Here is a 17781-nt window from a genome sequence, read left to right on the forward strand (position 1 = left end):
TGCTCAGAAAGGCCGCCGAGCGAACCGTGGACGGGCTATGGGCCGCGATCGGCCGCCTCATCGACCACTTCCAGCCCGCCGAATGCCGGAACTACTTCAACGCAGCAGGGTACGATGCAGCCTGATCGAATGGCGCTCTAGCACGATAGCCCAGAGCGGCGTGGTGAAGGTGAGGATGGCCGCCCGCGACGTCGTCGTGTTGAGCTGCGCGAAGACCACCGCGAGATTGAAGAGGGCGATGTTGAAGGCGCCGGAAATAATCAGCGGCACCCATGACGCCCGCGCCACCTTCAGCGACCGTCCGAGGAGGGCGGCGAGAGCGATCAGGATCAGCGCCCCTGCCCCCATGCCCACCGTCCGCAGCGCAAAGGGGGGCACTTCCGACAGGCCGATCTTCACCGCCGGCCAGTTGAGCCCCCACAGCACGGCGAGGGCGACGGGAATGAGGCGGGTGAAATCCATGGGCTCCATCGCGGACGCGGCAAGGAGCCGGCGCCGGGCGACGATGCGACAGCGGATGGGTGCTTCGCCATGGGGCACGGCGCAGGGCAGGCGCGCGAGGCGCCGTCGGGCGGGCTCAGCGCGAGAGCCAGGCTCCGCGCTGGCGGGCCGGAGCCGCCGGCTCGGCAAATTCCAGCGTGCGGAGCGAGGCAACGGCCTCACCGCTGAAGCGCTGGGTCGGCACGGTGGCGGGCGCCGAGGCGGAGAAGGTCATGGCGACGACCTGGGCCGGCTGTTGCAGCAGCTGGCGCTCACGCGGGTCCGGCGCCTGCAGGGTGGCGGCGGGAACGGCGCGATCGGTGGTCTGGCGGGCGAAGACGACGGTGCCGCGCGACCCGTTGATATTCGGCGGCACCATCGCGGGGGCGGCGACGCGGGTCGGGCGGGCGGCGGGACGCGGCGCGGTGGCAGGTGCCATCGCAGCCTGGACAGGAGCCTGCGGGGCAGCCCGCACGGCCTGGGCCGGGCGGGGCTGCGGACCCTGGAGGGATGTCTGGCCCGGCAGCGTGACCGGCTGCGACGGGGAGGCGAAGGCAAGCGCCATCGCCGGCTCGCCCTCGGCCTGGCGGCCGCGCTGCTCACCCGTCGTGATGAGCGGCGGCAGGGTCGGCTGCGACGAGGCGGCGGCGAGAACCTGTGGGCGCGCGGGCGGCAGCGGCGCCTGGGCGACCGCGGCCGGCTCGCTGAGGACGGTCGGCCGGGTCGACGGTTCCGGCGCCAGGGCCACGGCGGTGCCGGGCATGGCAGGGCGGGCGGCGGGCAGCGGCGCGGCGACGAGGCGGGGCTCCGCCTCCTCCTCGGCATTGCCGCGCAGGCGCTCGGCGGCGGGGGGCGCGCGCAGCGGCAGCGGAGCGGCGGCGATCTGCATCCGCGGCGGCGCGTTGGTGACGATTTGCACCGGGCGGCCAGGGGCCGGCTGGTTGATGGCGGTCGGCACCGGCTGGGCCGGCGCGGCGGCGGCAGGGGCCGGAGCGGCTTCCGCGGCGGGGGCGGGAGCCGGGGCAGGAGCCGCCGGCTGCGGCGCCGGGGCCGCCTGCTGCTGGCGGTTGCCGAACAGACCGGCGAACAGGCCCATGGACGAACTGCGCTGGCGGATGACCCCGCCACGGGCGCTGTCATCGTCGTCCTCGTAGGTCACGGCCTCGTCGGCCCGCGAATCGTAGAAGCGCGAGGCGGTGCCGCCACGGGCGCGGACCATGGCCAGCGCGGTCTCGAAGCCGGCCAGCGGGCGGCCGTCGGACGGGATATGGACGGTTCGACCGTCTGGGAACAGGCGGGCGAGATAATCGCGCGACACTTTCGGCCAGTGGCGGACGGAGCCAGTGTCCATGTGGACGAACTGGTTGGCCGAGCCCGGATAGAAGCCGACGCCGCCGCGCTGCAGCAGCAGGCCGGCTTCGCGCACCCGGGTCATGGACGCGCCGGGAATGTAGAAGTCCATCGCCTGGCCGGTAATGTGCCGGGACTGCTGGGCGACACCGCGCGAACGGCGGCGCAGCATGGCGTTGGTGCCGGCGGAGCGATAGGCCGAGACGACGTGGATCTGTGACTGCGCGCCGACCGAACGATAGACCTCCCAGACGATGTCGAAGAGGTGCGGGTCCATCCGCGTCGGCTCGTCGCGGCGCCAGTCGCGCAGGAACCAGTTGAGCTTGTTCAGCGCTTCCTGGTCATAGCGGCCGTTGCGCTTGAAGGTGATGAGGATCTGCTCGCCCGTATGCTTGTGCAGCATGGACAGCGTGCGCGTGTCGCCGTTCGCCACGACAGTCTGCGTCGAATTGCTGATGGCGATGAGGAAGCCGACACCGAGAGTGACGGTGGCACAGGCGCGCAGGGCTTTGCGCGAGACCAGGCCAGGCACGGATCGGTGGGATGAGGGCACTATGACCTGGCTCTGTCGCTGCACGAAGCACGGGACCAGGGCCGCCAGGCGACCATGGTGAACGCATCATCGCCGGGAACGGTTAAAGATCCCTGACATCCGTCAACAGTTCGCCAACCATGCGACCGTTCACGGCAGCGTGAGCGGTAGGCAGCAAAAGTGGCGAAATCATGCTGCGACACGCACGCCCCCTGCCCGCGTTGTGAACGAAACCTTTAGCCGCGCATCCCGGTCAGGGCGGCACGAACCCGGGCATTGTGGCCGTAGATATCGGGAAGCTCAACGAGCTTCCCTGTCGCATCCACTGTCATCGTGAAATAGACGAGGTGGATCGGGATGGCCTGGCGGAAGCGCACCGTGCGCTCGCCCGAGCCATAGATGCTACGCATCCTGGCCGTGGACCAATTGTCTCCGGGCAGGGCGATGCCGAGCAGCAATTCGGCAAGCTCCTCCGGATTCTGCACGCGCACGCAGCCATTCGACAGGGCGCGGTTGCTGTGGGCGAAATAGGAGCGCGACGGCGTGTCGTGCAGGTAGACCGCGTGCCGGTTGGGGAACATGAACTTCATCCGCCCCAGCGCATTGGCGGTGCCGGGCGGCTGACGGAAGGAGTAGCGGCCGATATTGGCGGAGGCCCAGTTGATGGTGGAGGCGTCGATGACCCGGCCGCCCTGCATCACCTGGATGCCGCGATGGGCGAAATAGCCGCCGTTGCGGGCGGCCGAACTCAGCATCGAGCGCCGCACGATCGAATGCGGCACGTGCCAGGACGGGTTGAAGACGATGAAGCTCATCGCGTCAGAGAAGACCGGCGTCTGAGTCTCCGGGCGGCCCATGACGGCGCGGGTGCGATGGACCACCTGGCCCTCGCGCACGACGTTGACATGGTAATCCGGCGAATTCACCCAGATATGGGTCTCGCCCAGCGTCCGCGGCAGCCAGCGCCAGCGCTCCAGATTGGCGATGAGGTCGCGCTCGCGCAGCGCATGGAGGCGCGAGGCCTCGGTGGTGCTCATCTCCCGGCGCTCGCCGCGCATCTCGATAAGCTTGGCGCGCAGAGCCCGGAAGCCCGCATGCGGCGGGTTGAAGCCGTCGATGGCAGCAGAGACGTCAGCCGCTGCGGCGAGCGCGCCGAGGGCGACCGCTGTCTCGATGCGCGGCGGCGCCACGTCGAAATAGCCGGAGAGGCGCTTGGGGTCGGTGCGGCCACCCGAGGCATGGGAGGCATAGCGCGCCACGGCCTGGGCGAGGGCCAGCTCGAGGCGGGCGACGCTTTCGGCGTTGCGCGGGCCCGTTGGCAGATCGATCCGATAGGCGGAGGGGTCGAGCCCGTCCTCGCCGGCCCGGGCAAGGCGGTTCAGCACCTGCTGGCCACGCTCGGAGATGATGCCTTCCCTGACGAAGAGCGGCTGGTAGGCGCGGCCGGCATAGAACGGGTTGAAGCCCTGCTGCAGGGCGCGGTCACCACCCGGGCGGGCGAGCAGGACGCGCAGCTGCTGGGCGACGCGCTCGGCGCTGATGGCGGGGTCGGGCTGGCCGGCCTCGACGAGGCTCGGCGGGTCGTCCGGCATCGCGGCGAAGTCGGCCTCCGTCGGCTGCGGCACCGGCGGGGCCTGCACCGTCTCCGGCGCCTCGTCGTCGGGATTGTTGACCTCGGCGACCAGCGGCGAGACGGGGAAGGCGGCGAGGCCGAAATCGGCCGGCTTCAGCGGACCCGCGCCATCAAGGTCCGGGCGCGGGATCGCCTGTTCGACCTCCCAGCCGGCGAGGCGGAAGCGGCTGGCCTCCTCGGCACGGGTCACAAGCCCCGTGGCGCCCACCAGGGCGCAAGCGAGCAAAGCCGAGCGCAGTTGCATTCCCGTCCCCTCACGTCCCGGCGAATCCGGCCGGACCGCCCATGCTTTGAAACCGCCCGTTTTTCCGTCATGTGTCGCGGAACGATCAAGCCACGAAGTCTTGTTCGGCCGCGAATTCCGCGCCGCGCGACTTCGCGGTCACACCTCCTCGGCGGCCTCGGAGCCTTCCTCGAGGCCAAGATCCTTCAGCTTGCGGTAAAGCGTCGAGCGGCCGATGCCGAGCCGCCGCGCGACCTGCGACATCTGCCCGCGATAATGATCGATGGCAAAGCGCAGCGCGTCGGTCTCGATCTGCTCCATCGGCCGGACATGGCCGGCCTCGTCCACGAGGGCGATGGAGGCGCCCGGCACGATCATGGCGGGCTGGGCCATCATGGCCGGCTGGATGCTCGGGGCGGCTATGACCGGCGGCGGGGCGAGCGGCACGACCACCTCATAGCCGTCGACCTGCGCGGCGATCTGCGGGAAATCGGCCACCGAGAGCTCATCGCCGTCGCAGAGCACCACGGCGCGGAAGACGGCGTTCTCGAGCTGGCGGACATTGCCCGGCCAGGGATAGGCGGAGAGCAGGCCGAAGACGGCGGGCTGGACGCCGCGAATGCGCTTGCCCTCCTCCGCCGCAATCCGCGCGAGGAAGTGACGGACGAGGTCGGGAATGTCCTCGGCGCGCTCGCGCAGCGGCGGCAGCGTCATGGGGAACACGCAGAGGCGGTAATAGAGGTCCTCGCGGAAGTTCCCGTCCTTCACCGCCTTGATCAGATCGCGATTGGTGGCGGAGACGATGCGGATGTCGACCTTCACCGGGCGCTTGGCGCCCACGGGATCGACCTCGCCCTCCTGGATGGCACGCAGCAGCTTCACCTGCGTCTCGAGAGGCAGCTCGCCCACCTCGTCGAGGAAGAGCGTGCCGCCATGGGCCTCGACGAACTTGCCGGTATGCTTCTCCGTGGCGCCGGTGAAGGCGCCCTTCTCGTGGCCGAACAGGATGCTCTCGACGAGGTTCTGCGGGATGGCGCCGCAATTGACCGCGACGAAGGGCTTGCCGCGGCGCTCGCCGGATCCGGCAATGGCGCGGGCGAGCAGCTCCTTGCCGACGCCGCTCTCGCCCTCGATCATCACCGGGATCATCGACGCTGCGGCCTTCTCGGCCATCTTGAGGAGCGGCTGCATCCGCGGCGAGCGCGTGACGATGTCCTTGAACGACATCGTCCCCTCGGCCTTGCGCTTCAGCCGCTGCACCTCGGCAACGAGGGCCTCGGTCTTCAGGGCGTTCTTGATGGAAACGGAGAGACGCTCGGCCCCGACCGGCTTCACCACGAAATCCGTGGCGCCTGCCCGCATGGCGTTGACGACCGTGTCGATGCCGCCCTGGCTGGTCTGGACGATGACCGGTTTGACGATGCCTTCCTCGCGCATGGCGGCGAGGACACCCATGCCGTCGCGCTCGGGCATGACGAGGTCGAGGAGCACGAGGTCGATCGCGTCCCCCTCGGCGGCGAGAACCTGCATCGCCTGCTCGCCGTTCTCGCACATCCGCGGCTCATAGCCGAACCTGCGCACCATGGCCTCCACCAGCCGGCGCTGCACCGGATCGTCGTCGCAGATGAGGATGGTGGTCATGGGCATGCACTCCCGATGCGGATGTCTCGATTCGGGAGAAGGTGGTTGTCGCCGCTTAAGGTCGGGTTAACGGCCCTCTAACGCCCTGGCCGGGAACGGATCAGGCCGCCCGCGCAACGCTGGCGAAAGGCGCAAGCGCGCTGGCGAACTGGCGCGCCGCGGCCTCCCAGCTGCGGGTCAGCGCGAAGGCGCGGCAGGCCGTCCGGTCGAGGGTGAGCGCCCGGCGAATCGCTGCCGCAAGGTCGCCATCGAGCGCCCCGACCGCCGGATCGGTGATGACGTCGAGCGGGCCCGCCACGGGGAAGGCCGCCACCGGCACCCCCGAGGCGAGCGCCTCCTGCATGACATTCCCATAGGTGTCGGTCAGGCTCGGGAAGACGAAGACGTCGGCACTCGCGTATAATTCGGCGAGCGCCTCGCCGGTGCGCGACCCGAGGAACACAGCGTCGGGATGGCGCTGCTCCAGCGCCGCACGCTGTGGCCCGTCACCGACCACGACCTTGGTGCCCGGCAGGTCGAGCGACAGGAAGGCCTCGAGATTCTTCTCCACCGCGACCCGGCCGACGCTGAGCATCAGCGGCCGCGGCCATGCGACGGCGCCGAGCTCCCGCGGCCGGAACAGTCTGGCATCGACGCCGCGCGACCAGACCGACAGGTTCCGGAACCCCCAGGAGGCGAGTTCGCGCCGCATGGTCTCGGTCGGCACGAGGGTGCGCGAGGCCGGCCCGTGGAAGTGGCGCAGCCATGCATAGGTCAGCGCTTCCGGCACCGGCGCGCGGGCCCGCACATATTCGGGATAGCGGGTGTGATAGCTGGTGGTGAAGGGCAGACGCCGCGCCAGCGCCCAGCGCCGCGCCGCATGGCCGATCGGGCCTTCGGTTGCGATGTGGAGCGCGTCGGGCGCGAGGCGGTCGAGCCGCTCGGCCACCGCCGACCCCGCGCCGATAGCGAGGCGGATATCCGGATAGGTCGGGAGCGGCCAACTCGGCAGGCCCTCCGGCGTGATGAAATCGACGGCGTAGCCCAGCGGGCCGAGCGCCGCCGCCGTTTCGGTCAGCGAGCGGACCACACCGTTGATCTGCGGGGCCCAGGCATCGGTGGCGAGGGCGACGCGCATGGGCCTCAGGCCTCCACCTTGGGCCGCCCGGGCATGGCGAGCGGCGTCGGGACGAGGGCGGGCTCCTCCTCCGGCAGGCTCGCGGGAGCGGCAACCGGAACGGTCCAGCGGATGATCTCGAAGCGGCCGTCATGGCTCTCGGCGAGAGCGGTGCAGCTCTCCACCCAGTCGCCGCAGTTCATGTAGCGGATGCCGAGCTGGTCCTTGATGGCGGCGTGGTGGATGTGGCCGCAAATGACGCCGTCGACCTTCTGGCGACGCGCCTCCAGGGCCAGTGCCTCCTCGAAGGCACCGATGAAGTTCACGGCCTTCTTCACCTTCAGCTTGGCCCAGGCCGACAGCGACCAGTAGGTGAGCCCGAGGCGGCGACGGAAGAAGTTGACCCAGCGGTTGCAGTAGAGCGCCGCGTCATAGGCCCAGTCGCCGAGATGGGCGAGCCAGCGCGCATGCATGACGACGACATCGAAGGCGTCACCGTGGATGACGAGGTAGCGCTTGCCATCGGCCGCCTCGTGGACAATCCGGTCCATCACCTCGATGCCACCGAAATGGGTGCCGAAATAGTCGCGCAGGAACTCGTCGTGATTGCCGGGGAGATAGACGAGGTGGCTGCCCTTGCGGACCATGCGCAGCAGCTTCTGCACCACGTCATTGTGCGCCTGCGGCCAGTACCAGCCGCGCCTGAGCTGCCAGCCATCGACGATGTCGCCGACCAGATAGACGACATCGGCCTCGTTGTGGCGCAGGAAGTCGATGAGGAGCTGTGCCTGCGAACCCCGGGCGCCAAGATGGACGTCGGAGATGAACAGGGCCCTGTGCCGCTTCACCGTCATGCCGTGGCTCCGCCAGATTGTTTGCTGGACCCAGACCAGATTCCCGCTGCGCTTTTGTGACAGGTTGCCGCAGCGGCGCGAGAAACCTGCGACATCCTGTCGTCGAACTGTCGTCCGCCGCTGCTAGCGCTCCGCTTTCAGTCGCCCGGGCCATCGTCCGGGCCTCATTGCCGGGAGTGCCGCATGGCCGGAGATCTCGATCGCGATACGATGGAACGCGCCTATGCGCGCTGGGCGCCGATCTACGACGCCGTCTGTGGTCCCATCTTCGAAAGCGGCCGTCGCGCCGCCACCGATGCGGCCAAGCGTGCCGGCCGCCGCATCCTCGAACTCGGTGTCGGCACCGGCCTGTCGTTCCAGGACTACGGCCCGGAGCACGAGGTCTATGGCATCGACCTCTCGGAGCCGATGATCGCCCGCGCCCGCGACCGCATGGCGAGCGGCGCCTTTCCGCATGTGAAAGACGTGCAGGTCATGGACGCCCATGACCTCGCCTTTCCCGACGGGATGTTCGATGCAATCACCGCGCAGTTCGTCATCACGCTGGTCGAGCGCCCCGAGCGTGTGCTCGACGAATGCGCCCGCGTCCTCAGGCCCGGCGGCGAGATCATCCTCGTCAACCACCTCTATTCCGAGAAGGGCCTCGCCGCGGCCGTCGAGCGCTGGTTCTCCAAGCACGCCCACGCGTTTGGCCTTCGGCCGGAATTCCCCTTCCACCGCCTCGAGGCCTGGGCCGCCAACCATGGCGGCGTGATGGTGGTGGAGCGCCGCCGCGTCGCGCTGTTCGGCGTCTATACGCTGGTCCGCTTCCGCAAGCTCACCGCCGCAGACGCCGTTCCGCAGGCCTTCGCCGCAGTCGGCTGACCCGCCCCGTTGCCGATCGGCAACGGCTCGCGCCAGAGGACCCCGGCCAGCGCCGCGGACGTTGATCCGCCGGGGCGGAACGCCCATACAGCCTCCTGTCCGCCGAAGCTTCAGGAGGCCCGCATGCGCCGGTCCGTCAACGACGCCGCCTCGAAGAGCGCCGCCTCCCGCGGCCGTGCCGACGAGGCCGTCGGCGCCCTGCCGGAATGGGACCTCGCCGCCCTTTACCGCGACATGGACGATCCGGCGATTGCCGCCGATCTGCAGGCCGGCGAGACCGAGGCCGTGGCCTTCGAGGCGGCGTTCAAGGGCAGGCTCGAGGCCGTCACCCGCGCCCCCAGCGCGACCGCCGATCTCACCGACGCCGTGACCCGCTTCGAGCGGCTCGAAGACCGGCTCGGCCGCCTCGCCTCCTATGCCGGCCTCGTCTATGCCGGCGACACGACCGATCCGAAGCGGGTGAAGTTCTATGGCGACATCCAGGAGAAGATCACCGCGATCTCCTCGCACCTGCTGTTCTTCACGCTGGAGCTGAACCGCATCGACGACGCGCTCCTCGACCAGGCCATCAGCCGCGATCCGCTGGCGCATTACCGGCCCTGGCTCGAGGATATCCGCAAGGACAAGCCGTTCCAGCTCGACGACCGGATCGAGAAGCTCTTCCACGAGAAGGCGATGACCGGCCGCGCCGCCTGGAACCGCCTCTTCGACGAAACCATGGCGAGCCTGCGCTTCGACATCGACGGCGAGAAACTGCCGCTCGAACCGACGCTGAACCTCTTGCAGGACAGCGCCGAGGAGAGCCGCCGCAAGGCCTCCGAGGCCCTCGCCGCCACCTTCAGGGAGAACCTGCGCACCTTCGCCCTCATCACCAACACGCTGGCGAAGGACAAGGAAATCTCCGACCGCTGGCGCGGCTTCGAGGACGTCGCCGATTCCCGCCACCTTGCGAACCGCGTCGAGCGCGAGGTGGTCGACGCCCTGGTCGCCGCCGTCCGCGAGGCCTACCCCGCCCTCTCGCACCGCTATTACCGGCTGAAGGCCAAATGGTTCGGCAAGGACACCCTGCCGCACTGGGACCGCAATGCGCCGCTGCCGAAGGTCGAGCAGCGGACCATCGCCTGGACGGAAGCGCGCGACACCGTGCTCTCCGCCTATGGCGGCTTCTCACCGCGCCTTGCCGACATCGCCCGCCGCTTCTTCGACGAGGGCTGGATCGACGCCCCGGTGCGCCCCGGCAAGGCGCCGGGTGCCTTCGCCCATCCGACCGTGCCCTCCGCCCATCCCTATGTGCTGCTGAACTACCAGGGCAAGCCGCGCGATGTGATGATCCTTGCCCACGAGCTCGGCCACGGCGTCCATCAGGTCCTCGCCGCGCCGAACGGCGCGCTGATGGCGCCGACCCCGCTCACCCTCGCCGAGACGGCGTCCGTCTTCGGCGAGATGCTGACCTTCAAGGCGATCCTGAAAGGCACCACCGACCCCGTCCAGAAGAAGGCGCTGATCGCCTCCAAGGTCGAGGATATGATCAACACGGTGGTGCGCCAGATCGCCTTCTATTCCTTCGAGCGGAAGATCCACACGGCGCGCCGCGACGGCGAACTCACCGCCGACGACATCTGCGCCGCCTGGATGAGCGTGCAGGGCGAGAGCCTCGGCCCCGCCATCGAGCTGAAGCCGGGCTACGAGACCTTCTGGGCCTATATCCCGCACTTCATCCACTCGCCCTTCTACGTCTACGCCTATGCTTTCGGCGATTGCCTCGTGAACTCGCTCTATGCGGTATACGAGAAGGCCGATTCAGGGTTCGCCGAGCGCTACCTCGCCATGCTCTCGGCCGGTGGCACGAAGCATCACGCCGAACTCCTCGCGCCCTTCGGCCTCGACGCCCGCGATCCCGCCTTCTGGCAGGGCGGCCTCGGCGTCATCGCCCGGCTGATCGACGAGCTGGAGGCGATGGAGGGGTAGGCCGAACCATAGCCCCCTCGAAACCGGCACCGCGGCACCCTATCTGCCCCTCGACAGCACGAGGACGCACCGCATGCCCCCACGCGACGACGAAGCCAACCGTCTGACCGGACGCCTGTCGCGCTATGCCCGCGTCGGAACCAATGTCGCGGGCGCCGCCGCCTCCATCGCCGCGGCGCGCCTCTTCGGTGCGAACCTCGATCGCGAGAAGAATGCCGCCGACCTCACCCGGGCGCTGGGCGGCCTCAAAGGCCCGATCATGAAGGTGGCCCAGCTTCTCGCCACCATCCCCGAGGTCCTGCCGCCCGAATATGCCGAAGAGCTGCAGAAGCTGCAGTCCGAGGCGCCGCCCATGGGCCCGGCCTTCGTCAAGCGCCGGATGATGGCCGAGCTCGGGCCGGACTGGGAGCGCAAGTTCGCGACCTTCGACAAGATCCCGTCTGCCGCCGCCTCGCTTGGCCAGGTGCACCGCGCCACCGCCCATGACGGCATGGCCCTCGCCTGCAAGCTCCAGTACCCCGACATGCAGTCGGCGGTGGAGGCCGATCTCGCCCAGTTGGAAGTGCTCTTCGCCATCCACCGCCGCATGGACCCGGCGGTCGACACCCGCGAGATCATCAAGGAGATCGGCGCCCGCGTCCGCGAGGAGCTGGACTACCGGCGCGAGGCGAAAAATGCCGCGCTCTATCGTGGCGTCCTCGCCGACGAGCCTCTGGTGCGCGTGCCCGACGTGCGCGACGAGCTGTCGACCGGCCGCCTGCTGACCCTCTCCTGGCTCGACGGCACCAAGATGCTGAGCCACGTCGACACGTCGCTGGAGATCCGCAACCGTCTCGCCATCGCGATGTTCCGGGCCTGGTGGCACCCCTTCACCGCCATCGGCGTCATCCATGGCGACCCGCATCTCGGCAATTACACGGTCTTCGAGGAGGCAGGCGAGCCGGGCGGCATCAACCTTCTGGACTACGGCTGCATCCGCATCTTCCCGCCGCGCTTCATCGGCGCGGTGATCGACCTCTACAAGGGCCTCGAGACCCATGACGACGCCCGCATCGTCCATGCCTACGAGACCTGGGGATTCCGCAACCTCAACCGCGACCTCATCGACATCCTGAACCTCTGGGCGCGCTTCATCTACGGCCCGCTGCTCGACGACCGCGTCCGCTCCATCGCCGACGGGATTTCGCCCGGCGAATATGGGCGGCGCGAGGCCTTCACCGTCCACAAGGCGCTGAAGGAGAAGGGGCCGGTGACGATCCCGCAGGAATTCGTGCTGATGGACCGCGCCGCCATCGGCCTCGGCGGCGTCTTCCTGCATTTGAAAGCCGAGCTGAACTTCTACCGGCTGTTCAACGAACAGATCGACCAGTTCTCGCTGGAGGCGGTCACCGCCCGCCAGGACGCGGCACTCGGCTCGGCCGGGCTTCTTGCCGCCTGAGGCGAGCATGGCGGTCTATGTCGATGATCCCATCTGGGACTGGCAGGGCCTCAAATGGTGCCACCTCCTCGCCGACACCGAGGAGGAGCTGCACCGTTTCGCCCGCGCCATGGGCGTCCACCGGCTGATCTACCAGGGCCCCCCGAAGACCAGCGCGCCGCACTACGACCTCACCGGCTTCGAGCGGCGCCGCGCCATCGCCATGGGCGCCATCCCCTGCACCCGCCACGAGATCGTCGCGGTCTTCCGCCGAGTCAGGCAGCCGCGCGCATCGCTGCCGCGCGCCGCCTGAGGCGCCTCGCCTTGACAGGCGCGCCGCTTCCCCCGAAACGGGAGCGTCCCATCCGGAGAGCGCCTTGACGAAGCCGCCGCTGAAGATCCTGCTGTGTTCGCCGCGCGGTTTCTGCGCCGGCGTGGTGCGGGCCATCGATGCCGTCGAGCAGGCCCTCAAGCTCTACGGTCCGCCGGTCTATGTCCGCCACGAGATCGTCCACAACCGCTTCGTCGTCGACGGGCTGAAGGCCAAGGGCGCCATCTTCGTCGAGGAACTCGACGAGATCCCCGACACCGCCGCCCCCGTCATCTTCTCCGCCCATGGCGTGCCGAAATCTGTGCCGGCCGAGGCGCAGGAGCGCAACTTCCTCGCCATCGACGCCACCTGCCCCCTCGTCACCAAGGTCCATCGCGAGGCGGAGATCCACCATCGCCGCGGCCGCGAGGTGGTTCTCGTCGGCCATGCCCGCCACCCCGAGGTGGTCGGCACCATGGGCCAGTTGCCCGCCGGCGCGGTGACCCTGGTCGAGACCATCGAGGATGCCCGCGCCTTCACCCCGCGTGACCCCGGGGCGCTCGCCTTCGTCACCCAGACGACCCTGTCGGTGGATGACACCCGCGAGATCGTCGAGTGCCTGCGGGAGCGCTTTCCCGCCATCGTCGGGCCCCACAAGGAAGACATCTGCTACGCCACGACCAATCGCCAGGAGGCGGTGAAGCGCGTCGCGCCGCATGTCGAGGCGATGATCGTCGTCGGCGCGCCGAACTCCTCCAACTCGCAGCGCCTGCGCGAGGTCGCCGAGCGCGAGGGCTGCCACATCGCCGACCTCGTCCAGCGCGCCGCCGACATCGACTGGACCCGCTTCGGCGCCATTGCCTCGCTCGGCATCACCGCCGGGGCCTCGGCCCCCGAGGTCCTGGTCGAGGAGATCATCGAGGCTTTCGCGGCACGCTACGAAGTCTCGGTCGAGACCGTCTCCACCGCCGACGAGAGCGTCTTCTTCCCCCTGCCCCGCCAGCTGCGCCCCGACGCGGCGGCCTGAGACCTGCCATGGCCGTCTATACCGACGTCACCGCCGAGGACCTCTCGGCCCATCTGGCGCGCTACGACATCGGCACGCTGCTCTCGTTCAAGGGCATCGCCGAGGGCGTTGAGAACTCGAACTTCCTGCTCCACACCACCGGCGGCAGCTTCATCCTCACCCTCTACGAGAAGCGGGTCGATCCGAAGGACCTGCCCTTCTTCATCGGCCTGATGGAGCATCTGGCCGCCCGCGGCCTCACCTGCCCGCAGCCGGTGCACATGAAGGACGGCGAGACGCTCGGTGAGCTGGCTGGACGGCCGGCCGCCATCGTCACCTTCCTCGATGGGATGTGGATCCGCCGGCCGCAGGTCCTGCACTGCGCCGCGGTCGGCAAGGCACTGGCCGAACTCCACCTCGCCGGCTCCGGCTTCGCCCTGACCCGCGTCAACGCCCTCTCCGTGCCGGGCTGGCGGCCGCTCTACGAGCGCGCGAAGGACCGTGCCGACACGGTCGCGCCGAACCTAGCCGCCACCATCGCCGCCGAACTCGCCCATTGCGAGGCCTTCTGGCCGCAGGACCTGCCGGCTGGCGTCATCCATGCCGACCTGTTCAACGACAACGTCTTCTTCCTCAACGACCGGCTGTCGGGCCTCATCGACTTCTACTTCGCCTGCAACGACATCCTCGCCTACGACCTCGCCATCTGCCTCAACGCCTGGTGCTTCTCGCCCGACAGCGAGTTCGATTTCGCCAAGGGCAGCGCGATGATCGCCGCCTATCAGGCGGTGCGGCCGCTGAGCGCCGCCGAGACCGCCGCCCTGCCGCTGCTCGCCCGCGGCTCGGCGCTGCGCTTCCTCCTCACCCGGCTCGTCGACTGGCTGAACGTGCCGCCGGGCGCGGTGGTGACGCCGAAGGACCCGCTGGAATATCTGCGCAAGATGCGCTTCCACCAGAAGGTCACCTCCCCCACCGAATACGGCCTCGCATGAGCACCGCCGCTGCTGATCCCCGTCGCGTCGAGATCTTCACCGACGGCGCCTGCTCGGGAAATCCCGGCCCCGGCGGCTGGGGCGCGATCCTGCGTTATGGCGAGGTGGAGAAGGAGCTGAACGGCGGCGAGCCGGTCACCACCAACAACCGCATGGAGCTTCTCGCCGCCATCAACGCCCTGGAGGCACTGCGCCGCCCCTCCCGCGTCGACCTGCACACCGACAGCCAGTACGTGAAGAACGGCATCATGACCTGGATCCACGGCTGGAAGCGCAACGGATGGCGCACCGCCGACAAGAAGCCGGTGAAGAACGCCGAGCTGTGGCAGCGCCTCGACGACGTCGCGGACCTTCACGAGATTACCTGGCACTGGGTCAAGGGCCATGCAGGCCACCCCGAGAACGAGCGGGCCGACGAACTCGCGCGGATGGGCATGGCGCCCTTCAAGACCCGCTGACGCGGCCACGCCATCACGCCAGCGTGAAACTCGGCAAGGCTCTTGCGATCTCCTGACGCAACCGGGGCGCGTGTCCCGGCGTGACACAGGAGACGTCCATGACGCGGCCGCCTTTCTCTGCCGAGAGCCTCGCCCATCTCGACCTCGACCCCGCCCCGATCCGTCCCGAATGGGTCATCGGCGGCAACCCCGTCGCCCGCTGCCGCCACTGGTCGGATTCCTCGGATGGCACCACCTCCGCCATGGTCTGGGACTGCACGGCCGGGTCTTTCCGCTGGTATTTCGGCGGCGACGAGATCGTCCACATCATCGAGGGCGAGGTGATCGTCTCCGGCGATGGCGCGGCTCCCCGCACCCTACGCCCGGGTGATGCCGCCCTGTTCCGTGCCGGGACATGGTCGACCTGGCATGTGCCTCACTACGTCCGCAAGCACGCCATCTGCCGCGACAGCCTTCCCGCTCTCGTCACCCTGCCGCTGCGCGCCGCACGCAAGGCGGGCCGCATCGTCGAGCGTCTGCGGCAGATCCTGCCTGCCCGCACGCCCGCCTATGCCATGCGCGCCGGCGTGCCGCTGGTGGGCATCGGCCTCCTCGGCGCCATTGGCGTCCTCGGCTTCTGAAACGACGACGCCGCCCGGGCCGGCAGGCCGGGGCGGCGCGGGACGTGATGCGGCGGCCGGTCGGACCGGCCGCAGCGCTCAGAGCTGCTTCAGCAGGTTCTCGGCGCCCGAGACATCGGCCTTGCCCGGGCCGTCCTCGATGTTCAGCGAGGTGACGACGCCGTCCTTCACCAGCATGGAATAGCGCTTGGTGCGCATGCCCATGCCGAAGGAGCTCATGTCGTTCTCGAGGCCGACGGCCTTGGCGAAATCGGCGCTGCCATCGGCGAGGATGCCGACCTTGTCGACCGCGCCGGTGGCCTTCTGCCAGGCGTCGAGGACGAAGACGTCATTGGTCGAGGTCACGTAGATCGCGTCCACGCCCTTGGCCTTGATGGCCTCGAAATTGGCGACGAAGCCCGGCAGGTGGTTCTTGTGGCAGGTGGGCGTGAAGGCGCCTGGCACGGCGAAGAGCACGACGGTCTTGCCGGCGAAGATCTCCCCGGTGGTACGGGCGGCGGGGCCCTCGGCCGTCATGGTGCGGAAGGTGGCTTCCGGCAACTTCTCGCCGACCTGGATCGTCATGGGGAACTCCTCGATGAAGGATAGGGAACGCAGCCCGCGGGCCGCCTGTTGCAAAGACGCGACAACACTTAGTGCGTCACCCAGCCGCCGTCGAGACGGCATCGGCGCGATCAGCGGGGGGTGAGCTTTGCCTCCAGCGCACGCTGGCCCGAGACCAGCGTGAAGGTCAGCGCATGGCCGAGCGGATCGGTGCCGCGCGGCGCCCCGTCGAGCGTGAGCTTGAAGCGCCGCATCGCGCCGGATGTGTCCTGCGGCTCGGGCAAGGGCAGCGTCCAATGGGCGTCCGGCCCCTCGGCGAAGAGATCGGCCGGCGCGCCGGCCTCCACCTCGGCCTTCAGTGTCACCACCGGCCACTGGTCGGAGCGATCCACCGCATCGATGGCAAGGGAAAGGCCCGGCACGGCCTGCTGTGGCACGCTCGCCCGGTAGCGGGCGATGGCGGCGGCGGCAGCCGGGTCGGAGGGGGTGCGTGAGAGGCCGAGGAGCGCATCGGCCTTGGCGGGAATGCAGATCTGGTCGCAGACCGCATAGTCGAGATGGAGGCCGAGCCGCACCTGTTGGCCGGCGACCTTCGGCTTCACCGTCAGCGGGAAGACGACGCCGGTCTTGTAGCCGATGGAAAAGCCGTTGCCGTCGGGAAAGCGCAACGGCGCCGGCCAGGACACCGCCACATCAGCGACATTGGTCGACTTCGACCAGTCGAAATGGGGAGGGACGCCGGAATCGCCGGGTGTGCGCCAATAGGTCTTGGTGCCCGGATCGAGGGTGATCTCAACGCCGGCGAGATGGACACCGCCCTCGAACCCGCCGTCGAGCAGCCGGACCGCGGACTTGGTGTCGCGCGACCAGGCAGACGCTGATGGTGCCGCCAGGACCGGCGTCCCGGTCCCGGCCAGCGCCAGGAAAGACAGGAGGGCGCGCCGGTCGAGCATGGCAGGAACTCTTATGTCCGCCGCCGGATTTTTGCCACTGACGTTCCGTTGAACATGCAGACACCGCACGTCCACCGCCTCCTCGCGCGTTGGCAAATCGCGGCTGTCCGGGTTAGCGTGGGGCATGGCAGGCAAGATCCGAAGCGGGGGGCGCGACCGCGTCCGCGGTTATCTCGATGGACAGATGCTCGTCGCGATGCCGACCATGCGCGACGAACGGTTCTCGCGCACCGTCATCTACCTCTGTGCCCATTCGGCCGATGGCGCCATGGGCATCGTGGTGAACCAGAGCGCCGCGGATCTCGCCTTTTCCGACCTGCTGGTGCAGCTCGACATCATCCCCGAGGCGCGGAAGATCACTCTGCCGCCCCGGGTCGATTCGATCCGGGTGCTGCGCGGCGGGCCAGTGGAGACCGGCCGCGGCTTCGTCCTACACTCATCCGACTTTTATATCGAGAACTCGACGCTCCCCATCGACGAGGGCATCTGCCTCACCGCGACCCTCGACATCCTCAAGGCGCTCGCCATTGGCGAGGGCCCGGCCAGCGCCGTCCTCGCACTCGGCTATGCCGGATGGGCGGCAGGCCAGCTCGAAAACGAGATCCAGGCCAATGGCTGGCTGCACTGCCCGGCCGACCCGGACCTGATCTTCGGCGCTGACGTCGAGACCAAGTACGAGCGCGCCATGCGCAAGATCGGCATCGACCCGGGGATGCTGTCGAGCGAATCCGGCCACGCCTGACATCGGGGCGTCACGGCCCTCACTCAAGCGTTCTTCCGCGCGAAACCGTCGCCCGCCTCTCGCCCTGCGCGATCGAACCGGTTTAGGATCGCGTCAGGG

17 protein-coding genes and 1 pseudogene are annotated in these 17781 nt (G+C 69.0%); 10 read left to right on the plus strand and 8 right to left on the minus strand.

Annotation, left to right across the window (positions count from 1 at the left end):
• A pseudogene (locus tag O9344_RS10510) lies at positions 1-125 on the plus strand (IS630 family transposase); the annotation flags it as partial.
• On the opposite strand, the gene O9344_RS10515 reads toward O9344_RS10510, so the two are convergent.
• From O9344_RS10515 to O9344_RS10540, 6 genes are all read right to left on the minus strand, one after another.
• Entirely contained in the window at positions 97-462 is a 366-nt protein-coding gene (locus O9344_RS10515; RefSeq protein WP_298476348.1) for a DMT family transporter, read from the minus strand. The pseudogene O9344_RS10510 and the gene O9344_RS10515 sit on opposite strands and share 29 nt — an antisense overlap.
• A gap of 115 nt (positions 463-577) precedes the next feature.
• On the minus strand, positions 578-2362 hold the full coding sequence (locus tag O9344_RS10520; RefSeq protein WP_298476351.1) for a DUF882 domain-containing protein: 1785 nt from the start codon (positions 2360-2362) through the stop codon (positions 578-580).
• Positions 2363-2598: 236 nt separating this feature from the next.
• On the minus strand, positions 2599-4239 hold the full coding sequence (locus O9344_RS10525; protein ID WP_298476354.1) for a L,D-transpeptidase family protein: 1641 nt from the start codon (positions 4237-4239) through the stop codon (positions 2599-2601).
• A 138-nt stretch (positions 4240-4377) separates the two neighbouring features.
• Entirely contained in the window at positions 4378-5859 is a 1482-nt protein-coding gene (locus O9344_RS10530) for a sigma-54 dependent transcriptional regulator (protein ID WP_298476357.1), read from the minus strand.
• Between the two features lie 100 nt (positions 5860-5959).
• Positions 5960-6976 (minus strand): glycosyltransferase family 1 protein, encoded by a 1017-nt coding sequence (locus O9344_RS10535; protein WP_298476362.1) that lies wholly within the window; start codon positions 6974-6976, stop codon positions 5960-5962.
• A gap of 5 nt (positions 6977-6981) precedes the next feature.
• Positions 6982-7809, minus strand: a complete 828-nt coding sequence (locus tag O9344_RS10540) for a UDP-2,3-diacylglucosamine diphosphatase (protein ID WP_298476365.1) — start codon at positions 7807-7809, stop codon at positions 6982-6984.
• A gap of 183 nt (positions 7810-7992) precedes the next feature.
• Between O9344_RS10540 and O9344_RS10545 the strand changes: the two genes are divergently transcribed.
• The 8 genes from O9344_RS10545 (at position 7993) to O9344_RS10580 (ending at position 15444) form a co-directional block, all read left to right on the plus strand.
• Positions 7993-8673 (plus strand): class I SAM-dependent methyltransferase, encoded by a 681-nt coding sequence (locus tag O9344_RS10545; protein ID WP_298476368.1) that lies wholly within the window; start codon positions 7993-7995, stop codon positions 8671-8673.
• A gap of 123 nt (positions 8674-8796) precedes the next feature.
• Positions 8797-10641, plus strand: a complete 1845-nt coding sequence (locus tag O9344_RS10550) for a M3 family oligoendopeptidase (RefSeq protein ID WP_298476370.1) — start codon at positions 8797-8799, stop codon at positions 10639-10641.
• A gap of 73 nt (positions 10642-10714) precedes the next feature.
• The gene (locus O9344_RS10555; protein WP_298476373.1) at positions 10715-12079 is read left to right on the plus strand and encodes an AarF/ABC1/UbiB kinase family protein; all 1365 of its coding nucleotides are present in this window, start codon (positions 10715-10717) and stop codon (positions 12077-12079) included.
• A 7-nt stretch (positions 12080-12086) separates the two neighbouring features.
• On the plus strand, positions 12087-12371 hold the full coding sequence (locus O9344_RS10560) for a DUF4031 domain-containing protein (RefSeq protein ID WP_108178333.1): 285 nt from the start codon (positions 12087-12089) through the stop codon (positions 12369-12371).
• A 64-nt stretch (positions 12372-12435) separates the two neighbouring features.
• Entirely contained in the window at positions 12436-13395 is a 960-nt protein-coding gene (gene ispH, locus O9344_RS10565; protein ID WP_298476384.1) for a 4-hydroxy-3-methylbut-2-enyl diphosphate reductase, read from the plus strand.
• Between the two features lie 8 nt (positions 13396-13403).
• Positions 13404-14366, plus strand: a complete 963-nt coding sequence (locus O9344_RS10570) for a homoserine kinase (RefSeq protein ID WP_298476387.1) — start codon at positions 13404-13406, stop codon at positions 14364-14366.
• Positions 14363-14824 (plus strand): ribonuclease HI, encoded by a 462-nt coding sequence (gene rnhA / locus O9344_RS10575; RefSeq protein WP_298476390.1) that lies wholly within the window; start codon positions 14363-14365, stop codon positions 14822-14824. Before O9344_RS10570 ends, rnhA begins: the two co-directional genes overlap by 4 nt.
• A gap of 98 nt (positions 14825-14922) precedes the next feature.
• Positions 14923-15444: a cupin domain-containing protein gene (locus O9344_RS10580; RefSeq protein ID WP_298476393.1), complete on the plus strand. Its 522-nt coding sequence runs from the start codon at positions 14923-14925 to the stop codon at positions 15442-15444.
• A 78-nt stretch (positions 15445-15522) separates the two neighbouring features.
• On the opposite strand, the gene O9344_RS10585 is transcribed toward O9344_RS10580, so the two are convergent.
• Both O9344_RS10585 and O9344_RS10590 read right to left on the minus strand, forming a co-directional pair.
• Positions 15523-16008 carry a peroxiredoxin gene (locus O9344_RS10585; protein ID WP_298476397.1) on the minus strand — a complete coding sequence of 162 codons (486 nt, stop codon included), beginning with the start codon at positions 16006-16008 and terminating at the stop codon, positions 15523-15525.
• 110 nt (positions 16009-16118) lie between these two features.
• On the minus strand, positions 16119-16940 hold the full coding sequence (locus O9344_RS10590) for a protein-disulfide reductase DsbD domain-containing protein (RefSeq protein ID WP_298476399.1): 822 nt from the start codon (positions 16938-16940) through the stop codon (positions 16119-16121).
• 124 nt (positions 16941-17064) lie between these two features.
• Here O9344_RS10590 and O9344_RS10595 point away from each other — a divergent pair, with 124 nt between their 5' ends.
• Positions 17065-17682, plus strand: coding sequence for a YqgE/AlgH family protein (locus O9344_RS10595; protein ID WP_298476401.1), 618 nt, complete (start codon positions 17065-17067; stop codon positions 17680-17682).
• Positions 17683-17781: the final 99 nt, after the last annotated feature.

It is taken from the genome of Phreatobacter sp., assembly GCF_027532945.1.
Classification (GTDB): Bacteria; Pseudomonadota; Alphaproteobacteria; order Rhizobiales; family Phreatobacteraceae; genus Phreatobacter.

Excerpts from the sequence above, each read along its gene's own strand:
- O9344_RS10590 (WP_298476399.1), bottom strand. The coding sequence starts at position 16,940 with ATGCTCGACCGGCGCGCCCTCCTGTCTTTCCTGGCGCTGGCCGGGACC.
- O9344_RS10550 (WP_298476370.1), top strand. The coding sequence starts at position 8,797 with ATGCGCCGGTCCGTCAACGACGCCGCCTCGAAGAGCGCCGCCTCCCGC.
- O9344_RS10570 (WP_298476387.1), top strand. The coding sequence starts at position 13,404 with ATGGCCGTCTATACCGACGTCACCGCCGAGGACCTCTCGGCCCATCTG.
- O9344_RS10555 (WP_298476373.1), top strand. The coding sequence starts at position 10,715 with ATGCCCCCACGCGACGACGAAGCCAACCGTCTGACCGGACGCCTGTCG.
- O9344_RS10530 (WP_298476357.1), bottom strand. The coding sequence starts at position 5,859 with ATGACCACCATCCTCATCTGCGACGACGATCCGGTGCAGCGCCGGCTG.
- O9344_RS10545 (WP_298476368.1), top strand. The coding sequence starts at position 7,993 with ATGGCCGGAGATCTCGATCGCGATACGATGGAACGCGCCTATGCGCGC.
- O9344_RS10540 (WP_298476365.1), bottom strand. The coding sequence starts at position 7,809 with ATGACGGTGAAGCGGCACAGGGCCCTGTTCATCTCCGACGTCCATCTT.
- rnhA (WP_298476390.1), top strand. The coding sequence starts at position 14,363 with ATGAGCACCGCCGCTGCTGATCCCCGTCGCGTCGAGATCTTCACCGAC.
- O9344_RS10560 (WP_108178333.1), top strand. The coding sequence starts at position 12,087 with ATGGCGGTCTATGTCGATGATCCCATCTGGGACTGGCAGGGCCTCAAA.
- O9344_RS10535 (WP_298476362.1), bottom strand. The coding sequence starts at position 6,976 with ATGCGCGTCGCCCTCGCCACCGATGCCTGGGCCCCGCAGATCAACGGT.
- O9344_RS10525 (WP_298476354.1), bottom strand. The coding sequence starts at position 4,239 with ATGCAACTGCGCTCGGCTTTGCTCGCTTGCGCCCTGGTGGGCGCCACG.
- O9344_RS10585 (WP_298476397.1), bottom strand. The coding sequence starts at position 16,008 with ATGACGATCCAGGTCGGCGAGAAGTTGCCGGAAGCCACCTTCCGCACC.
- O9344_RS10580 (WP_298476393.1), top strand. The coding sequence starts at position 14,923 with ATGACGCGGCCGCCTTTCTCTGCCGAGAGCCTCGCCCATCTCGACCTC.
- O9344_RS10595 (WP_298476401.1), top strand. The coding sequence starts at position 17,065 with ATGGCAGGCAAGATCCGAAGCGGGGGGCGCGACCGCGTCCGCGGTTAT.
- O9344_RS10515 (WP_298476348.1), bottom strand. The coding sequence starts at position 462 with ATGGATTTCACCCGCCTCATTCCCGTCGCCCTCGCCGTGCTGTGGGGG.